This window comes from Phyllobacterium endophyticum, from assembly GCF_003010935.1.
GTDB lineage: Bacteria > Pseudomonadota > Alphaproteobacteria > Rhizobiales > Rhizobiaceae > Phyllobacterium > Phyllobacterium endophyticum.
On the sequence record NZ_PGGN01000002.1, the window covers coordinates 212,920 to 231,145 of the forward strand.

Below are 18,226 nucleotides of genomic sequence, written 5' to 3' on the forward strand. Positions count from 1 at the left end.
TACTTCACCCAGCTCACCGCGTCCTGCTTGGGTAACTCGGCAGGCTCGCTGCCGAGTTTGCGGTGTGAAATCAGCTGCACCCGCTCGTGTTTCCGCATGTATCGCACTTCAGGCAAGTTCCGTTGCGGACCATGGTGAAGTTTGAGCACTCGGAGCAGCTGTCGCCCGTATAACCTTGCATCATTGATTTGATCCGGCGATCCGCCATCACCTTCTTAGCCTCAGCCTTGGCTTCTTCAGCTGCCGCTTCCGCGTCAGTGTCGTCGAACAGGGCTGCAGCCGGAGTTGCTTCGGTCTGGTCCTTTGCGCGCTCCTCATAATCGCGCTTGAAGGCTATCGATTCCTGATTGACCGTAGCAATGGCCGGCTTTGCAGCTACTGCGGTAACCGTGCGGCTTGCGAGGCTCGTGACATTTGATGACGCAGTTGCCTTGGGCGCGTTGGCAGCGCCTGTTCCCCCTGCGTTGCTAAAACCCTTCGGATCAGCCTTGTTGGGCGAAACTACAGTCAGTGACGCACCGCGTGTCAGGCCTTTCGAAACAGGCTGGGTCTTGCCTTCCGAGATACCGCGGCCAAGCGAGGTGTTGGAGAAGTCCGACTGATCGACATGAGCAAGATCATGGCGGTCGAGATACGAGACCGCGAGCTCCCGGAACAGGTAGTCTAGGATCGATGTCGCGTTCTTGATGGCATCATTGCCCTGAACCATGCCTGCCGGTTCAAATTTGGTGAAGGTGAAGGCCTCCACATATTCTTCTAGTGGAACGCCGTATTGCAGCCCCAGCGAGATGGCTATGGCGAAGTTGTTCATCATCGCCCGGAAAGCAGCACCTTCCTTGTGCATATCAATGAAGATCTCGCCAAGACGGCCATCGTCGAATTCGCCCGTCCGGAGATAAACCTTGTGGCCACCCACGACTGCCTTCTGGGTATAACCCTTGCGACGGTTCGGCAATTTCTCGCGGTCGTGCACATAGCGTTCGACGATGCGCTCCACGATCTTTTCTGTGAGCTGAACGGCCCTAGCCGCTGCCGGAGCCTCGATCAACGCTTCGATTGCATCATCTTCATCCTCGTCGTCATCGGCGAGCAAGGAAGAATTCAGCGGTTGCGACAGCTTGGAACCATCGCGGTAAAGTGCATTCGCCTTCAACGCCAGCTTCCAAGAAAGCATATACGCCGACTTGCAATCCTCAACAGTCGCTTCATTTGCCATGTTGATCGTTTTGGAGATCGCGCCGGAGATAAAGGGCTGCGCGGCCGCCATCATGCGAATGTGACTGTCTACCGAAAGGTAACGCTTGCCGATCTTACCGCAAGGATTGGCGCAATCGAAGACAGGATAATGTTCCTCCTTGAGGAAAGGCGCGCCTTCAAGTGTCATCGCGCCACAAATATGAATATTGGCAGCCTCAATTTCCCTTTTGGAAAAGCCGAGGGCAGGCAGGATCTCAAACGAGGGATCGTTCAGTTGTTCATCGGTGAAGCCAAGCGCGCTCTTGGCGAAGTCTTCCCCGATGGTCCACTTGTTGACAGCAAACTTGATGTCGAAAGCTGATTTCAGCGCTGTGTTGAGCGTGGCGATGACTTCGTCGGTGAAGCCCTTGCCTTTCAGCGATCCGGGATTGATCCCCGGCGCCTGGTTGAGATTGCCGTGGCCAACGGCATAGGCTTCGATCTCGGCTATCTGGCTTTCAGTGTAACCCAAGGTCCGCAGAGCTTCGGGCACGGCACGGTTGATGATCTTGAAATAGCCGCCGCCTGCGAGTTTCTTGAACTTGACGAGTGCGAAGTCCGGCTCGATACCAGTTGTATCGCAATCCATGACGAGGCCGATTGTACCTGTAGGTGCAATAACTGTAGCCTGAGCATTGCGATAACCGTGCTGTTCGCCGAGTTGTAGCGCCTTGTCCCATGCTGCCTTCGCATGGGTTATGAGGTCCTGATCCGGGCAGTCTGTAGCAATCAGCGCGACAGGATTTACCGCAAGACGCTCGTAACCCTGGTTTTCACCATAGGCCGCGCGACGGTGATTGCGGATCACACGCAACATATTATCAGCGTTCGGTGCATATCCATTGAATGCACCCAGTTCCTTGGCCATCTCGGCGGACGTGGCATAGGCTGTGCCAGTCATGATCGCAGTGAGTGCGCCGCCAATTGCACGGCCTTCGGGGCTGTCATAGGGGATGCCCGAGGTCATCAGCAAGCCGCCGATATTGGCATAACCCAGACCGAGTGTGCGATATTCATAGGAGAGCCTGGCAATTTCCTTGGAAGGAAACTGCGCCATCATTACGGAAATCTCAAGTACGATTGTCCACAGTCGAGCGGAGTGTTCAAAGCCCGCTACATCGATCTTGCCGTCCTTGCCACGATAAGGCAGCAGATTGATCGAGGCGAGGTTGCAAGCCGTATCGTCCAGGAACATATATTCCGAACATGGGTTGGACGCGCGGATAGGGCCGGCGGCAGGGCAGGTATGCCAATCATTCATCGTAGTGTTGAAGTGCAGGCCCGGATCAGCTGATGCCCAGGCGGCATAGCCAATCTTCTCCCATAGATCGCGCGCCTTTAGCGTCTTCATCACCCTGCCATCCTTGCGGGCAGTCAGGTTCCAGTTGCCATCATTTTCTACGGCGCGAAGGAATTCGTCCTTGAGTGAAACGGAATTATTAGAGTTCTGGCCGGCGACTGTCAGGTAGGCTTCTGAATCCCAGTCAGTATCATAGGTCTTGAAGTCGATATCCGTATAGCCTTGTCTGGCGAACTGGATAACGCGCTGAATGTAGTTTTCAGGGACCTGATTTTTCTTGGCAGCCTTGATCTCGCGCTTGAGCGCTGGATTTCTGGTTGGATCATAGCAATCGCCATTGTCGGCTTCGCAATTAACACAAGCCTTCATTATGGCGGCAAGGTGCTGTTTGACGATCTTGGAGCCGGTGACGAGAGCCGCTACCTTCTGCTCTTCCTTGACCTTCCAGTCGATGTATTCCTCGATGTCAGGGTGATCGACGTCAACGACAACCATCTTGGCCGCGCGGCGAGTCGTTCCGCCCGACTTTATGGCACCGGCAGCGCGATCGCCGATCTTCAGGAAAGACATCAAACCGGAGGAGCGGCCACCGCCGGACAGCTTCTCACCTTCTCCGCGAAGGTAGGAGAAGTTCGAACCCGTGCCGGAGCCGTATTTGAACAAACGCGCTTCACGCACCCAAAGGTCCATGATTCCGCCTTCATTCACCAGATCGTCCGCAACCGACTGGATGAAGCATGCATGCGGCTGAGGATGCTCATAGGAGGATTTGGACTTGGTCAGCTTGCCGGTCTCCGGGTCGACATAATAGTGACCCTGACCTGGACCATCGATCCCGTAGGCCCAATGAAGTCCGGTGTTGAACCATTGCGGAGAATTAGGCGCGACGCGCTGGGTCGCGAGCATGTAGGCAAGCTCATCGCGGAAGGCGAGGGCGTCTGCTTCGCTATCGAAATACTTGCCCTTCCAGCCCCAATAGGTCCACGTTCCGGCAAGACGATCGAATACCTGGCGGGCGTCCATTTCGGAGCCATAACGTTCCTCAACCGGCAATGCAGCAAGCGCATCTTCGTCGGGAACCGAGCGCCACAGCCAGGAAGGAACGGAGTTTTCCTCAACCTTCTTGAGCCTTGCAGGTACACCAGCCTTGCGAAAATATTTCTGCGCAAGAATATCGGCAGCTACCTGGCTGAATTGGGCCGGAACATCGATTTTCTCGAGACGGAACACGATCGATCCGTCGGGGTTCTTGATCTCGCTCGTCGCTACGCGAAATTCGATCTCCGCATAGGCTGACTGGTTCTCTTTGGTAAAACGCCGTTCGATCCGCATCTGTCTCGTCCTTGTATCTATATATAGTGTCCGTCAGGCGCCATGTGAAGTCCGGTGCGCGACCAGGGTGGAATTCACCGGGACCGATTTCGGCATTGAAACCGGCCGTTTGCACTCCGACCTCAACGTCGCATTTTCAACGCGGCGGCGCTGAACTCGTGGTCCCGTGTCCGACACCTGTTGTGTGATTCTGCTTCCTCAAGAGGCTGTCACACTATCTGGTATCAATAGTGCCTGTAAACGCTAAATATAGTGTTAACAGACCATATTCCCACGAAATTTTTTTGGCTGTGCGCATTTGTTTTTCCCATCGGGACATACGCCATTGCTCGCGTGCCCCATGGGAAGCAAGCTCTGACAAACACTACTTAAACTGGGAAAGGCCGGCTACGAACGCTCCGGTCACGCCACAAACGCAACGCCGTTGACCATAAAAAGTGACTCGGCACGGAGCGTCAAGAAATAGTTTGCTGCAAAATTATGACCGCAACATCTTGTGTGTCACATATGTGGATAACGGGGACAACCCAACGGGCATTTTGGATGAACTAGCCGATGGTAATCTTATCCGGATTAAAACCGGCGATCAGAACTTTCAACCCCGGCTCTTCGACCCGGAGTATACATTCTTCCAACGCTACCCATTCGAGCCGGCGTTCGCCGCGCTCGGGCCAGTTCTTTTCCTGGTGCGAGAACCGCAGGGGGTAAACATCGACGACGAAATCACCGCATTCCCCTTCGCACATATCATGCTTCTCATAAGTGTATGTGCCGATTGAAAAAGGCGCCACATCGCCACGCACCCCGGCTTCCTCGTAGGCCTCGCGCTGGGCAGATTGAGCAAACGTTCTACCGATCTGCGGCCAGCCCTTAGGCAGCACCCACCGGCCGGTGCCGCGGCTGGTAATCAGCAGGATCTCGGGCCGCTTCTTCTTCAACCGATAAGCGAGCGCAGCAACCTGGCAGACCCTGCCGTCCGGCATTTCGATCCGCTTGTCTGTGACGATCTCGTTTCGATACGTTATGTTCAATGTTTCGCCTGGTCCCGCATTCCGTTTAGAAGTGTGAACCGATTCGCATATTCCGCAATCGTCCACGCGCCATGGTTTGCTGCTTATACGCGACTTATGACATTTTTTTGAACAGCAGTGCAATAAATCTGGCGACTGCGTCCAGCCGCCTGAATCATCGTTTGGTTGACAGCTTGACGAGCAAGCTAGCCGCCGTGCCCCTTGGTGATGGGTTCCTGATACGTCAGCCCCATATCCCACGGAAAGTATATCCAGGTGTCCTGTGACACCTCGGTCACAAACGTATCAATAAGCGGGCGGCCTTTGGGCTTTGCATAAACTGTCGCAAAATGGGCTTTCGGCATCATCGTGCGGACGATAGCAGCAGTCTTGCCAGTATCTGTAAGGTCGTCGACAACCAATATGCCTTCGCCGCCATTCTCCAATAGTCGGGCGTCGACATCTTTGAGAACCTTCAGTTCACCTTGCTCGTCGTAATCGTGGTACGAGGCGATGCAAACCGTCTCGATCATCCGGATCCCAAGTTCGCGGCAGATGATGGCTGCGGGAACCAGTCCACCCCGTGTGATGGCTACCATCGCGCGCCACTCGCGCTGCATTCCCGCGACACGCCAGGCGAGAGCACGCGCATCCCTGTGAAACTGATCCCAGGAAACTGGAAAAGCTTTATCGGGTAGAGACATGGCGTCAGCACTCCAAAAGAAAGTAGCGGTGGCAATTGTTCCACCAGGAATGCGTTTCGCAATAGCGGGAAAAGCACCGCAATGGCAAGAAGCTTGGGCTATCGGAAGACTTTTCCAAAGAAAACGAGGAACTAGCGAGAGTGTTCATCGCGACATCAACGTCAGACACGGCATATCGGCCATGATCGAACTGGTAACACCGCCGAACACCCATTCCTTCAGACGAGACTGGCTATAGGCGCCCATTACGAATAGTGACGCGTTGTTTTCGGCGATACGGCGGCGCAACACCTTGTCGGCAGATTCGCCGTTGGAATTGATCGCGTGGGGATGAACGTTAACGCCATGACGGCGAAGCGCATCGGAAAGCGGCGTGCCAGGGATATCCACATTGGGGTCGTTGGACTGCCTCGGATCAACCCAGACGATATCGACGCTTTTGGCCTTGAGCAGCAGAGGAAGCGAGTCGAACGCGGCGCGTGACGCTTCGCGCTTGCCATTGAAAGCGACTACGACGCGATCGATGCTTTCCGGCAGCGGCGTCTTGTACGGAACGAAGAGGACCGGACGTCCGCTCTCCATGACCAAGGGATCTGTGACGTCATTGACACTGTCGGGATCGTTGGGATCGGGTTGACCGGCGATGATTATGTCGGCGCGAAGGGCGCTTTGAGTTACGCCCGCAGAAGGGCTGCTGCTCTCGGAACGTACGATCCGGAACTCGTGGGAAATCGTTCCCGTCGACATCTCCGCCCTGAAAAGCCTGGAAATTGCTTCAGAGTTTTCCTTGTGCCGCTGCTCGTGGGCTTCGAAAAGCGTTGTATCTGCGAATCCTGTTGGATCGGCATAAACAATCGGCGAGGGAATGGTGTAGATCCCAATGATATGCGTGCGTTCGCTGGACGAAGCGATCAACCTTGCGGCGCCTATAACTCGTTTTGCCTCGCGCTCACTTCGAATGAATGCGATGATCGTGCGAAATGCCATTCTGGCCTCCATCGGTTGTTGCATCATCGAATGCATCAGGCACTATTATACGCTTCCCGCGCAAGAATTCCTTTGCAATTTGGATGGCTTGCATAGATTCAGCGCATGTCATCGAGAGCGATATCGGTCACCATCTGCCTCACGGCAGCCTCGGCCGCAGCGAGCCTTTGTTCATCGCGTGCTCTGATAACCAGTTCCGTGGCGAATTTTCCATTCTCGTATTTGGGATAGGAGCCGATGATCGTATCAGGATAGGCCGTCTGGATCTCCCGAAGAGGCACCGCGATAGCGCCTTCGCCATAAGGGCAGTTCACCGAACGGGAGAGAAGCTTCTTACCTGTACGCAAGGTGGGAATAACATTGTCGACCATAGCCTGGAAAACCGAGGGAACGCCTGCCATGACGTAGACATTGCCGATGTGGAACCCGGGCGCGGTCGAAACAGGATTGTCGATATGGGAGGAACCCCTTGGCATGCGCGCCATACGCTGGCGGCTCTCGGTAAATTCAATACTGCGCGACGCGTAGTTGTCCGCCATAAGTTTCATCGCTGCTGCGTCATGCTCGCATGGCACGCCGAACGCTTTTGCGATCGCGTCAGCCGTTATGTCGTCATGCGTTGGCCCTATCCCGCCGGATGTGAATACATACTCATAGCGAACCCGAAGGGCGTTCACCGCTTCAACGATACGATCCTCTTCGTCGGGTACTATGCGGACCTCTTCAAGATCGATGCCGACAGCGGTGAGAATATCCGCGAGGTGGCCAATGTTCTTGTCCTTTGTGCGGCCCGACAGCAACTCATCGCCGATCGCCAGCATGGCTGCGGTTACAACATCATCCGTCATCAGAATTCTCCTAGAGGGGAACGCGACCGTAATTCTCCAGTCGGATCGCCGCAAGCCATTTTCAACTACGGAAAAGGCGAAGGACGTGAGCGGAGCAAGGCGCGTGAAAAACTGGAGGCAAATCGTTGCCAACCTGACAAATTATTGTTCAGCAACTGGTGCGGACGGCGGGACTTGAACCCGCATGACCTATGGCCGACAGATTTTAAGTCTGTTGTGTCTACCGATTTCACCACGTCCGCGCGCCCATGCTTTTCAATGGTTCGGGTGGTTCCGTCAACGCTCTTTTGCAGCGGATGCTTTATTCGTGCTGAAAATGCCGGTTTTGGGGCCGCTTCATCATCAGCTCAAACTAACGTTCTACGACTAAAGTAGCATCTTCGGTGGATTTGGCGCGCAACCTGGACTAGAACGCGAATTCTTCAAAACAAAGAAGTCGCTATGCCCGCTGTTCCATATCAATCCCCGCTGACGAGTCTGACGAAAGTGGCGTCCCGCAATCCGGCACTCTTGTTCGTCCTTGTCTATTTTGTGTTTCAGATATTCTTCCTGACGGCGATCTCAAACGGGGCGGGCGTAGATGACGCGGAGCAACTGGCCTATGTTGGCGATCTTCAGTGGGGATATGGCGGGTCGCAAGCGCCACTCTATACCTGGATAAACAGCATTGCCGGGGATCTCCTGGGGATCAGCCTGTTTACCATTTATCTCGTCAAGTTCGGTCTCTTGGCCAGTTCGTTCATCAGCGTCTATTTCGGCGCGCGGCTGCTTGGCCTGTCAAAGCCGGTTGCTGCAGCAGGCATGCTCGGTATTTTTCTGCTGCCCCAGATTGCTTGGGAATCCCAACGGACCCTGACCCATTCTGTTGGTGGCACTGCCGGCTGTGCATGGGCTTTTCTCGCGTTCGCCTGGCACATGAAGTCCCGCTCCTGGCGTTCGGCCGCACTGCTTGGGCTTGGCATCGCTTCGGGGTTGCTCGGAAAGTTCAACGCCAGTTTCTTTCTCATCGGTCTCATTTCAGCAGGCTTGTCTGTTCCTGAATATCGTGCCGTTCTTCTGACACGGAAGAGTATTGTCGTGGCGCTTGTTTTCATTGCGGCCATAGCACCCACTGGGTTGTGGACGCTTTCGCATACAGAGAACCTGCTGGCGAGGTCACATAAATTCGAGATAGGCGAAGGCGGCAACTTCATTGTCAGTCGTCTTCACGGTGAATGGAAGCTGTTGCTTAACGGCGTTCTCTTCTCGGGAGTAGCGCTGGCTTTCTTTGGGATCGCCTGGTGGAGAAGCCGGGCAGACCAAATGTCGCCGTCTCGTCCGTGGAGCGCCGGCGAAAAATTCCTGGTCCGAATCCTGCTATTCGCGCTAGCGGCTGTTTTTGTTGGTGTTCTCATCAGCGGTGCTGCCGAAGTAAAAGATCGCTGGCTCCAGCCGGTTCTCTTTCTAAGCCCGCTTTGTCTCGCAATTCTCTTGGGACGCTATATACGAACTGACCTGCCGTTGAAGCGATTTGCAGTTGTCGGCGCAGTCTGCGCGCTGATGGTTATTCCAGGATTGGCCGTGAATCTGCTATATGCTAGGGATGGAAAGGCGCCGTCTATCGGCCAACTGGACTACGCGAAGCTTTTCACCGTGACGCGCGCCGAGGGAACTTATCTGACAGTCGTATCAAACGGCCCACAACTGCCGGGAAACCTGCGTCTCCTCGACGGTTCTATCAATCCGGTGCATCTGGAAATGCCGAATGCCGCTTCGCGCATTCGCTTCCCGGCACTTTTTGTCTGGTTTGGCCAGGGGATGAATCCGGCCGTGCTAAATTTGCTTAACGGAGCGGGGATCGCCGCTCCCCCGTCAAACATCAAGCACGTCGATCTCAGCTATAAATACTATCCTGAGCAGACAGCGCGGGTGAGCTACTTTTTCGTTCCAGCCAAATGAAAATCACCCTATTCCTCGACAAAAACCTCATCACGTTTCTTGCGGATACTCGGCAGCAGGACGACCACGAGAACAGCCGCTGCGAGTAACAGTAGCACAAGACTGATTGGGCGGTTGAGGAAGGTCATAGGATCCCCGCGCGACATGATCATGGCGCGACGAAGATGCTCCTCCAAAAGCGGCCCCAGCACAAAGCCAAGCAGCAGGGGTGCCGGTTCGCAGCGGAGCTTTGCCAGCCCGTAGCCGATAAGGCCGAAGAAGGCTACTGCATACAGATCGAATACATTCGAATTTACACTGTAAACACCAATCGAACAGAAGGCGATAATGGCGGGAAACAACATGTAATAGGGGATCGTCAGCAGCTTGACCCATAGGCCGATCAGCGGCAGATTGAGCAGAATAAGCATCAAATTGCCGATCCACATGGAGGCAATGATTCCCCAAAACAGAGCTGGCTGCTCGGTGGCGACATTTGGCCCGGGCACGATGCCTTGAACGATCATGGCGCCAATCATCAAGGCCATCACCGGATTGGCCGGGATACCGAGCGTCAGCATAGGTATGAAAGACGTCTGTGCGCCGGCATTATTGGCAGATTCTGGTCCTGCCACTCCGGCAACAGCACCCTTTCCGAATTCACCAGGCGTATTCGATATCCGTTTCTCCACGGTATAGGACGCAAATGACGCAAGAATCGCACCACCACCAGGCAAGATTCCGAGTGCAGAGCCGATTGCAGTGCCCCGTAGGATTGGCGCCGTCATTTCCTTCCAGTCCTGCCGGGTTGGCAAAAGGTTGCTCACCTTCTTGATCGTCACGTCACGATCATGCTCGTTCTCGAGATTGCGCAGGATTTCGGCAATGCCGAATACGCCGACAGCCAGCGCGACGAAATTCAAGCCATCTGAGAGTTCAAGTATTCCGAGATTGAAACGCGGCGTCCCAGTGTAAATATCGGTACCCACAAGTCCGAGAAGAAGTCCGAGAACAACCATTCCAAGAGCCTTGACGACCGATCCGTGAGCAAGAGCGATGGAGGAAATCAAACCAACGATCATCAGGGAAAAATACTCGGCGGAGCCAAACTGAAGCGCGATGGCTGTCAGCGGCGGCGCGAAGACTGCGACAAGAATCGTCGATACAGTTCCGGCAAAAAAAGAACCTATAGCTGCAATGGCCAGTGCTGCCCCGGCGCGCCCTTTGCGCGCCATCTGATATCCGTCGATAGCCGTGACTGCAGGGAAGACTCGCCCGGCATGTTAATCAGGATCGCAGTGGTCGATCCGCCATATTGGGCACCGTAGTAAATGCCGGCGAGCATGATCAGCGACGATACCGGCTCGAGTTGAAAGGTGATCGGCAGAAGCATGGCGATCGTTGCAGTCGCACCGATACCGGGAAGCACGCCGATAAGGGTACCCAGAATGACACCGGTAAAGCAGAAAAGGAGATTGTAAGGCGAGGCCGCGGTCGCAAATCCAAGGACGAGATTGTTAAGTAGATCCATTTGGCGGCCCTCACTGCCCAAGCCAGGGGCCAAAACGCCGGAACGGCAGGCCCAGGGCATAACTGAAGACTATCACCGAAAATAGAGTAAGTCCGCCAACGAGCCACAGCGCCGTTCCCGGGCGCATCCTGGTACTGGCAAAGGCGGCTACCATGCCCGTCAGAAAGAGCGATGGGACGAAGCCCAATCCCCGGACGGTAAGTCCAAACAAAATGGGGGCGGGTAGAATGAACAGCAGTCCTCGCCATGCAATTGGCCCCATAGGCTCATGCTCGATCTGTGTTCCCTGAATTATGACGATGATGCCAAGAAGAATGAGGATTCCAGCCAATACAAGCGGGAAATAGCCGGGTCCCATGCGCAGTGCTGTTCCTAGCTCCAGGCCATATGCTTGGATGGCAAAGAAAAGGCCTATGAATATAAACAGCGCCCCGCATATCAGGTCGCGCGAGCTGAAACTCAGAGATTTCATTGTTCACTCACTGTCACTCGAGAGAAAAAGGGTCAGGTGCTCGATGCTCCTGACCCTCTCCAACTAATCCGCGTATTGTCCGGCCGCTTCGATGACAGGTTTCCAGCGCGTTACTTCGCTTTCCAGCTTGGCCTTTAGTCCTGCGGGTGTCGCTTCCGCGTCGGTGACCGGTACCGTCCCGAGTTCAGCAAAGCGCGACACGATGTTGGGGTCCTTGAGAGCTTTCTGTAGCGATGCCGACAGTTTCTGCGTTACCTCTGCAGGCGTTCCCTTGGGTGCATAGATGCCGTGCCATATGCCCACTTGCATGCCCGGCAGGCCGGCTTCCGCGACAGTTGGAACATCGGGAAGGGCATCAAGCCTCTTCGCCGATGTCACGGCATAAGCCTTGATCGTGGCGCCTTTGATCTGTTTGGTTGTATTGGTTGTCTGATCACACATCAGATCTACCTGACCACCCAGGAGATCCGTCATGGCGGGTCCGGTACCTTTGTAGGGTACTGTTGTCAGCGGTGTCTTGATCTCACTCATGAACAACATGCCGCAAAGATGAGAGGCTGCGCCTATGCCGGCATTGGCGAGCGTGATCTTGTCGGCGTTGGCCTTGACGTATTCGAGAAGACCTTTGAGATCAGTAGGTTCGAAGTCCTTCTTCGCGACGATTGTCATCGGAACATCTGTGACGAGCCCTACATATTCGAATGCGTTGAGCGTGTCATAGGGCAGCTTCCGGTAAAGGGTTGCACTGGTTGCCATGCCGATGTGGTGGAGCAAGAGCGTGTAGCCATCCGGATCTGCCTTGGCTACCTGAGACGCGCCGAGCGTACCTCCTGCTCCGCCGACGTTCTCCACGATAATCTGCTGACCGAGGTCCTTTGACATCGTTTCGGCAACGAGCCTCGTAACGGTATCGGTTGGGCCGCCCGCCGCAAACGGCACGACCATGGTTATACTGCGTTCGGGATAGGCTTGCGCAAATGCGTTACCCGATATGAGAGTAATGGCGGCTGTTGCGGCCAATGACGTTAAAAGCTTGAGCATAAATTTTCCTCCCAGAACAACGCTTTTGAAATTGCCGCGATTATGAACGTGCCAACGCTTTCTCCACCATGTTGGCCGCTTCGTTTAACGCGGCGCGTAGGCCTATCGGACGCAACGATCGCGGTTGTGTCAAGCAAATCATGGATTTCCCGGATTTTTTTGACAATTGTGCTGTGAACAGGGCCGTCAGGTTGCTTTTTGGTATATGCATATTCGAAAGAAAACAGTCGGTCGGAGTGTTGACGATGAGCAAACAGGCAGGAGCGGCGAGCAAGCCGGCGACGTGGACGGAATCAGCTCCGTTACTTGTGGATGTTGCTATGGGCCGCAAGCATGCGGACTTGGTCGTCCGCAACGGGCGCCTGGTCAGCGTCTATTCCGGAGAGATCATAGCCGGCATCGATATCGCCGTTGTCGCCGGGCGGTTTGCGTTTGTCGGGCAGGGGGCGGAGCACTGCATAGGGCCGAAAACGAAAGTCGTCGACGCTGGTGGGCGTTATCTCGTACCTGGTCTGTGCGATGCGCACATGCATGTCGAAAGTGGAATGGTCACTGTGACGGAATTTACGCGCGCAGTCATACCCCATGGTACGACTTCGATGTTCATCGATCCGCACGAAATCGCCAACGTGCTTGGGCTCGACGGTGTCCGCCTGATGCACGACGAGGCGCTCGCCATGCCGATCAATGTGCACGTGCAGATGCCAAGTTGCGTTCCGTCGGCACCAGGGTTGGAAAATGCGGGGGCTGCCATCAGTCCAGCAGACGTCGCCGAGGCAATGGCTTGGCCCAACATAATCGGTCTCGGCGAGGTGATGAACTTCCCGGGCGTGGCCAACAACGACGCTTCCATGCGCGGAGGGATCGATGCCACGGTAAAAGCCGGCAAAACCGTCGGCGGTCACTTCGCGTCGCCTGAGCTTGGGCGGGCCTTCCACGGATATGTTGCAGGTGGTCCAGAGGATGATCATGAAGGCACTCGCATGGAGGATGCCATCGCCCGGGTTCGCCAGGGCATGCGCGCCATGTTGCGTCTTGGCTCTGCCTGGTATGACGTTGCCCGGCAGATCAAGGCTGTTACCGAGCAAGGCCTCGATCCACGCAATTTCATCTTGTGTACGGATGACAGTCATTCCGGAACGCTCGTGAACGAAGGTCACATGGACCGTGTTGTGCGCCACGCCATCGCCCAAGGGCTGAAGCCGGTGACCGCAATCCAGATGGCGACACTCAATACAGCGCAACATTTCCGGCTTGAGCGGGAGATTGGCTCGATTACACCGGGACGACTTGCCGACTTCCTTCTCGTTTCGGACCTGGCGAACCTCACCATCGACCGCGTTTACGCACGTGGTGTGCTTGTGGCGGAGAAGGGTAAGCTCACTGCCGAGATTCCAGCCTATGACTACCCTGCATTTGCCAAGCATACGATCAAGCTCGGCAAGAAGCTGCAGGCTAATGATTTCGACATCAGGTCTCCCAAACCCGCAAATCACGTCACTGCGCGGGTGATAGGCGTCATAGAAAATCAAGCGCCGACAAAAGCGCTCGAAGCGGAGCTCACCGTGAGGGATGGCATCGTACAGATGGATCGGCGCAATGATGTTTGCCAGATTGCTCTTGTCGAGCGGCACCGGGGAACTGGAGCAGTTGTCAATGGCTTCGTCTCGGGCTTCGGCTATACCCTTGATTGCGCAATGGCTTCAACTGTCGCTCATGACAGCCATCACATGATTGTCGTTGGCACCAACAAGGCGGACATGGCCAAAGCTGCCAACCGCCTAGGCGAAGTCGGCGGTGGTGTCGTGCTCTTTTCCAAGGGCCGCGAACTTGCATTGGTGGAAATGCCGATTGCGGGACTGATGTCGGATCAGCGTGCAGAACTTGTCGCAGCAAAGGCCGACAAACTCGTCAACGCGATGCGAGCGATGGGTTGTACTCTCAACAACGCGTATATGCAGCACTCGCTGCTCGCATTGGTGGTAATACCGGAATTGCGTATTTCAGATGTCGGGATTATCGATGTCCGGACATTTGAGAAGGTTGACCTGTTCCTATGACTGCATTCATCAAGGCCGTGGACCGCGCGACGGAAAAGATGCGCGTGCTGTTCCCCGAAACTCCGCTGCAACTCAACCATTATCTTTCCCAGAAATACGGTGCGCAAGTCTGGCTCAAGCGCGAAGACTTGTCGCCAGTAAGGTCCTATAAGATCCGTGGCGCGTTCAATTTCATCTCGCATTACTTGACAGGGCACGGATCGCAGGACTCATCCTTCGTTTGTGCCTCGGCTGGAAACCACGCGCAGGGCTTCGCCTATATCTGCCGGCATTTCGGCAAGAGGGGCGTCGTTTTCATGCCTGTGACCACGCCCCAACAGAAAATCGACAAGACACGCAGTTTTGGCGGTGATTTCATCGAAATACGGCTGTTCGGAGATATTTTCGATCAATGCTACGCCGCTGCGCAGGACTTTGCCGCAAAAACCGGGGCAATCATGGTCCCGCCTTTCGACCACATGGACATCATCACTGGACAAGCGACCGTGGCGCATGAAATCGCTACTCAGCTGCCGGACAAGCGCAAGCCCGACCTGATGATCTTGCCTGTGGGCGGTGGCGGGCTTTCCGGCGGTGTTACACGCTATCTTGCCGATCTCGGCTGGGAAACCCGTTTTCGCTTCGTTGAACCTTCGGGTGCGCCAAGCCTGAAACGCAGTCTTGAAGCGGGAAAACGTGTCAAACTCGACACCGTGGACAATTTCGTCGATGGCGCTGCCGTCGCCGAGATAGGTCGTGAAAACTTCAAGTTGCTCAAAGGCTTCGCGGCAGACTCTGTATCTTTGATTCCAGAGAACCGCCTCAGTTCAACTATCCTCGAAATGCTCAATGTTGAGGGTATAGTCGTAGAGCCGGCGGGTGCTCTCGCAATCGACGCACTCAAGGACTTCAAGAAGAGCGAGATCAGGAACAAACGCGTGGTTCTGGTCATATCCGGCAGCAATTTCGACTTCGAACGTCTGCCGGAGTTGAAGGAACGATCGCTGCGCTACGAGGGTCTAAAGAAGTATTTCATTTTCCGGTTTCCCCAGCGACCCGGCGCTCTTCGGTCGTTTCTTGATCTTCTCGGACCGGAAGACGATGTCGCGCGCTTCGAATACCTCAAGAAATCCGCACGGAATTTCGGTTCGGTGCTTATCGGCATCGAAACGAAAAACAAAATCAATTTCGACATGTTGTTCAAACGATTTGATGAGGCGGGTTGGGCATATCAGGACATCACTGATAATGAGACCATTGCCGGATTGATCATCTGAGGAGGTATATGACCACCTGGATTGTCCTGTTTCGCGGTGTCGGCGGCGATACTTTGTTGCCAGTGCAGCCATTGAAGCAAGCACTGGCTGAAGAGGGCTTTCGGTCGGTTGTAACCTATATCAACACCGGCAATGTGGTCCTTGTTTCAAACGATACGCCAAAGCGTATTGCCAGACATGTTGCTAACATCGCGCTGGAGCATTTCGGCTTCTCCAAGCACATCATGATCGTCAGTAAGGCCGAGTGGGGTAGACTGATCGTCAACAATCCTTTCCCACTGGCGGTAAACGAGCCGGCCAAACTTCACGCCTACGTCATGGAGCGGGCACCCGATCCTGAGGCGGTAGAGGCGCTCAGGCAGAAGGCAACCGGACCAGAACAGTTCGAGATAAGGGGCAGGGTACTGTACTATTACACTCCGCAAGGGGTTTCGAATGCAAGGTTGCATCCCAAAATTGAACCGACCCTGAAGATTGCGGCCACAGCAAGAAATTGGAATACTGTGGTCAAGCTGTCCCATTTGGCAGAACAAGTGGCGAGGGATGCAAAGTGACCATTTATATCGTGCTTTTTCGTGGCATCAATGTTGGTGGAAACAAGAAAGTCAAAATGGAGACTTTGCGGAGCTTGCTTGTGGAGGCCGGCTACGAAGGCGTGGCAACTTACGTGCAGAGTGGCAATGTTGTCCTTAAATCCAGCAAGACCGCGCGTCAGATTGCCGAGGTAATTTCGAAACGTTTTTCGGGGAGTTTCGGTTTCGAATCACGTGTTTTCATCCGAAGTACTGATGAGTGGAACTGCATGATCAATAAAAACCCCTATCCCCAGGCAGTGGAGAATCCCATCTCTCTCCATTCGGTCATTCTTGAAGGTGACCCGACGGATGCTGCTTTGGAGGCGTTTGCAAACAAGGCAAGCGAAAACGAGAGCTTCACGATCAGGAATCGCGTGCTCTACCTCTATACGCCTAACGGGTTTGGTACTTCGCCGCTTGCTGCTGCACTCGACAAGGCCCTGAAAGTGCCGCTTACCTCGCGCAACTGGCGAACGGTGCTGGCGCTTCAAGAACTGGCCGAAGCGGCCTGATCGGCAACGAGCCTTCCCAGCACTTCGAAGATATGTGGATTGTTGCACTGGGCTACATTGAAACGCATGTACGAATGAGCGGCCTGCGCTTGGCTAAACACATTGCCCGGCGCGAAAACGATCCCTTCTTCCAGTCCGAGTTGGGCGATTCTAGCGGCATCGACGCCGTCTGGAAGTTTACACCAGAGAAACATGCCACCGCGCGGCTGTATCCACGGAACAATGCCGAGCGGCTTTAGCCTGGCGATTGTATCGCCCATGCTCCGCGCGAGTCGCGTACGCAGGCTATCCATGTGCTTGCGATAGGTTCCATCCTTCAACATGGACAGCACGACCTCGGATCCTATTCGTCCGCTCCCGAACGAAGTGGCTATGCGCAGGTCCACCAACCCATCAATCCACTCGCGCCGCGTGGCCACGAAGCCGCAACGAATGGATGCAGACAACGATTTCGAAAAGCTTCCAATATGTATAACGCGGTCGAGCCCGTCGAACGCAGCGAGTCTGGGGGCCGGTTGATGTTCGAAATCCGCGAAGATATCGTCTTCGATGATTGTCAGGTCATGCTGTTCCGCAAGCTTGAGCAGCCGGTGAGCGACAACGGATGAAAGTACCGCGCCAGTCGGATTATGCAGGGCGGAGTTGGTAATATAGAGGCGAGGGCGGTGTTGCGACAGGATTTTGCCAAAAAGCTCGGGGTCGGGGCCGTTCCTTGTGTAGGGTACGCCTATTATCTTGGCGCGGTGCGCTTTCAACAAAGCGTGGAAATTAAAATAGCAGGGATCGTCGACCATTACTGCATCGCCAGGTTCAATCAGAAACCGGCAAAGGAGATCGACCGCCTGCGTGCCCGACTCCGTTAACATGATCTGGTCGGGCATGACCTCCACTCCATGTTCAGCCATGCGTCGCGCAAGCAGTTGCCGCAGTGGTTTCAAGCCGAGTGGCGACGCGTAGTCGGTGAGCGAGTTGTCTTGCCTCCTCGCCAGCGCACGCAACGCGCGGCGAATACCTGCTTCAGGCATCCATGAAGACGGCAGCCATCCGCAGCCAGGTTTTGCCATACCGTCACTCGCATCAAGTGATGACCTCGACACCCACAACGGATCAATGGCGCGGTCTGGCCTGGGTTCGATCTCAGCCAGTGCCAAAGGGGGCATACGCCCGGCGACATAGAAACCTGATCCGCGCCGGGATTGTATGACACCCTCTGCCACCAGCCGGTCATACGCTTCGACGATTGTCGACTTGGAGGCTGCCATTGTCTTGGCGAAGCTCCGGATCGAGGGAAGCCTGGCGCCCGGTGCAAGCGTGCGGGCAGCAATGCGCTGGCGAATGTCATTCGCCACACGGCTTACCAGTGTTCCGCTTCCCCCAATCAATCCATCATCCATCTGTACTGCTCACAATTCCATGACAGTTTGGCAGTATTGTACTGCACCGTA

The 18,226-nt window shown here is 55.0% G+C and carries 13 protein-coding genes, 1 tRNA gene and 1 pseudogene; 5 read left to right on the forward strand and 10 right to left on the reverse strand.

What is annotated here, in order from left to right; translation table 11 throughout:
• Window positions 1-70 precede the first annotated feature (70 nt).
• The 6 genes from CU100_RS08940 to CU100_RS08965 all read right to left on the reverse strand — a co-directional run bounded on the left by CU100_RS08940 (window position 71) and on the right by CU100_RS08965 (window position 7,659).
• Window positions 71-3,868 (reverse strand): vitamin B12-dependent ribonucleotide reductase, encoded by a 3,798-nt coding sequence (locus CU100_RS08940; protein WP_106716244.1) that lies wholly within the window; start codon window positions 3,866-3,868, stop codon window positions 71-73.
• Window positions 3,869-4,416: 548 nt separating this feature from the next.
• Window positions 4,417-4,851, reverse strand: coding sequence for an NUDIX hydrolase (locus CU100_RS08945; RefSeq protein ID WP_106717188.1), 435 nt, complete (start codon window positions 4,849-4,851; stop codon window positions 4,417-4,419).
• Window positions 4,852-5,084: 233 nt separating this feature from the next.
• Window positions 5,085-5,582, reverse strand: a complete 498-nt coding sequence (gene gpt / locus CU100_RS08950) for a xanthine phosphoribosyltransferase (RefSeq protein WP_106716245.1) — start codon at window positions 5,580-5,582, stop codon at window positions 5,085-5,087.
• A 144-nt stretch (window positions 5,583-5,726) separates the two neighbouring features.
• Window positions 5,727-6,569 carry a universal stress protein gene (locus CU100_RS08955; RefSeq protein ID WP_146141818.1) on the reverse strand — a complete coding sequence of 281 codons (843 nt, stop codon included), beginning with the start codon at window positions 6,567-6,569 and terminating at the stop codon, window positions 5,727-5,729.
• A gap of 98 nt (window positions 6,570-6,667) precedes the next feature.
• Complete coding sequence (locus tag CU100_RS08960; protein WP_106716247.1) at window positions 6,668-7,417, reverse strand: competence/damage-inducible protein A; 750 nt, start codon at window positions 7,415-7,417, stop codon at window positions 6,668-6,670.
• Window positions 7,418-7,573: 156 nt separating this feature from the next.
• Window positions 7,574-7,659 (reverse strand) — tRNA-Leu (locus tag CU100_RS08965).
• A gap of 199 nt (window positions 7,660-7,858) precedes the next feature.
• Between CU100_RS08965 and CU100_RS08970 the strand changes: the two genes are divergently transcribed.
• On the forward strand, window positions 7,859-9,355 hold the full coding sequence (locus CU100_RS08970; RefSeq protein WP_106716248.1) for an ArnT family glycosyltransferase: 1,497 nt from the start codon (window positions 7,859-7,861) through the stop codon (window positions 9,353-9,355).
• Between the two features lie 8 nt (window positions 9,356-9,363).
• On the opposite strand, the pseudogene CU100_RS08975 reads toward CU100_RS08970, so the two are convergent.
• The 3 genes and pseudogenes from CU100_RS08975 to CU100_RS08985 form a co-directional block, all read right to left on the reverse strand.
• Window positions 9,364-10,865: pseudogene (locus CU100_RS08975) on the reverse strand (tripartite tricarboxylate transporter permease).
• Between the two features lie 10 nt (window positions 10,866-10,875).
• A complete protein-coding gene (locus CU100_RS08980) occupies window positions 10,876-11,337 on the reverse strand; it encodes a tripartite tricarboxylate transporter TctB family protein (protein ID WP_106716249.1) in 462 nt (153 codons plus the stop codon).
• A 63-nt stretch (window positions 11,338-11,400) separates the two neighbouring features.
• Window positions 11,401-12,378, reverse strand: coding sequence for a tripartite tricarboxylate transporter substrate binding protein BugD (locus CU100_RS08985; RefSeq protein ID WP_106716250.1), 978 nt, complete (start codon window positions 12,376-12,378; stop codon window positions 11,401-11,403).
• 245 nt (window positions 12,379-12,623) lie between these two features.
• Here CU100_RS08985 and ade point away from each other — a divergent pair, with 245 nt between their 5' ends.
• From ade to CU100_RS09005, 4 genes are read left to right on the forward strand one after another with little or no spacing between them, the layout of a single operon-like run.
• Window positions 12,624-14,438 (forward strand): adenine deaminase, encoded by a 1,815-nt coding sequence (gene ade, locus CU100_RS08990; RefSeq protein ID WP_106717189.1) that lies wholly within the window; start codon window positions 12,624-12,626, stop codon window positions 14,436-14,438.
• The gene (gene ilvA / locus CU100_RS08995) at window positions 14,435-15,694 is read left to right on the forward strand and encodes a threonine ammonia-lyase IlvA (protein WP_106716252.1); all 1,260 of its coding nucleotides are present in this window, start codon (window positions 14,435-14,437) and stop codon (window positions 15,692-15,694) included. Before ade ends, ilvA begins: the two co-directional genes overlap by 4 nt.
• 8 nt (window positions 15,695-15,702) lie before the next feature.
• Window positions 15,703-16,248: a DUF1697 domain-containing protein gene (locus CU100_RS09000; protein WP_106716254.1), complete on the forward strand. Its 546-nt coding sequence runs from the start codon at window positions 15,703-15,705 to the stop codon at window positions 16,246-16,248.
• Window positions 16,245-16,781 (forward strand): DUF1697 domain-containing protein, encoded by a 537-nt coding sequence (locus CU100_RS09005; RefSeq protein WP_170113782.1) that lies wholly within the window; start codon window positions 16,245-16,247, stop codon window positions 16,779-16,781. The genes CU100_RS09000 and CU100_RS09005 overlap by 4 nt, the downstream gene beginning before the upstream one ends.
• Here the strand turns inward: CU100_RS09005 and CU100_RS09010 are convergent.
• Complete coding sequence (locus CU100_RS09010) at window positions 16,757-18,175, reverse strand: aminotransferase-like domain-containing protein (RefSeq protein WP_106716256.1); 1,419 nt, start codon at window positions 18,173-18,175, stop codon at window positions 16,757-16,759. The genes CU100_RS09005 and CU100_RS09010 overlap by 25 nt on opposite strands.
• Window positions 18,176-18,226: the final 51 nt, after the last annotated feature.

What these genes read in the sequence shown, in the direction of transcription:
- CU100_RS08940 (WP_106716244.1), bottom strand. Translation starts at nt 3,868, where the DNA reads ATGCGGATCGAACGGCGTTTTACCAAAGAGAACCAGTCAGCCTATGCG.
- CU100_RS08945 (WP_106717188.1), bottom strand. Translation starts at nt 4,851, where the DNA reads ATGCCGGACGGCAGGGTCTGCCAGGTTGCTGCGCTCGCTTATCGGTTG.
- gpt (WP_106716245.1), bottom strand. Translation starts at nt 5,582, where the DNA reads ATGTCTCTACCCGATAAAGCTTTTCCAGTTTCCTGGGATCAGTTTCAC.
- CU100_RS08955 (WP_146141818.1), bottom strand. Translation starts at nt 6,569, where the DNA reads ATGGCATTTCGCACGATCATCGCATTCATTCGAAGTGAGCGCGAGGCA.
- CU100_RS08960 (WP_106716247.1), bottom strand. Translation starts at nt 7,417, where the DNA reads ATGACGGATGATGTTGTAACCGCAGCCATGCTGGCGATCGGCGATGAG.
- CU100_RS08970 (WP_106716248.1), top strand. Translation starts at nt 7,859, where the DNA reads ATGCCCGCTGTTCCATATCAATCCCCGCTGACGAGTCTGACGAAAGTG.
- CU100_RS08980 (WP_106716249.1), bottom strand. Translation starts at nt 11,337, where the DNA reads ATGAAATCTCTGAGTTTCAGCTCGCGCGACCTGATATGCGGGGCGCTG.
- CU100_RS08985 (WP_106716250.1), bottom strand. Translation starts at nt 12,378, where the DNA reads ATGCTCAAGCTTTTAACGTCATTGGCCGCAACAGCCGCCATTACTCTC.
- ade (WP_106717189.1), top strand. Translation starts at nt 12,624, where the DNA reads ATGAGCAAACAGGCAGGAGCGGCGAGCAAGCCGGCGACGTGGACGGAA.
- ilvA (WP_106716252.1), top strand. Translation starts at nt 14,435, where the DNA reads ATGACTGCATTCATCAAGGCCGTGGACCGCGCGACGGAAAAGATGCGC.
- CU100_RS09000 (WP_106716254.1), top strand. Translation starts at nt 15,703, where the DNA reads ATGACCACCTGGATTGTCCTGTTTCGCGGTGTCGGCGGCGATACTTTG.
- CU100_RS09010 (WP_106716256.1), bottom strand. Translation starts at nt 18,175, where the DNA reads ATGGATGATGGATTGATTGGGGGAAGCGGAACACTGGTAAGCCGTGTG.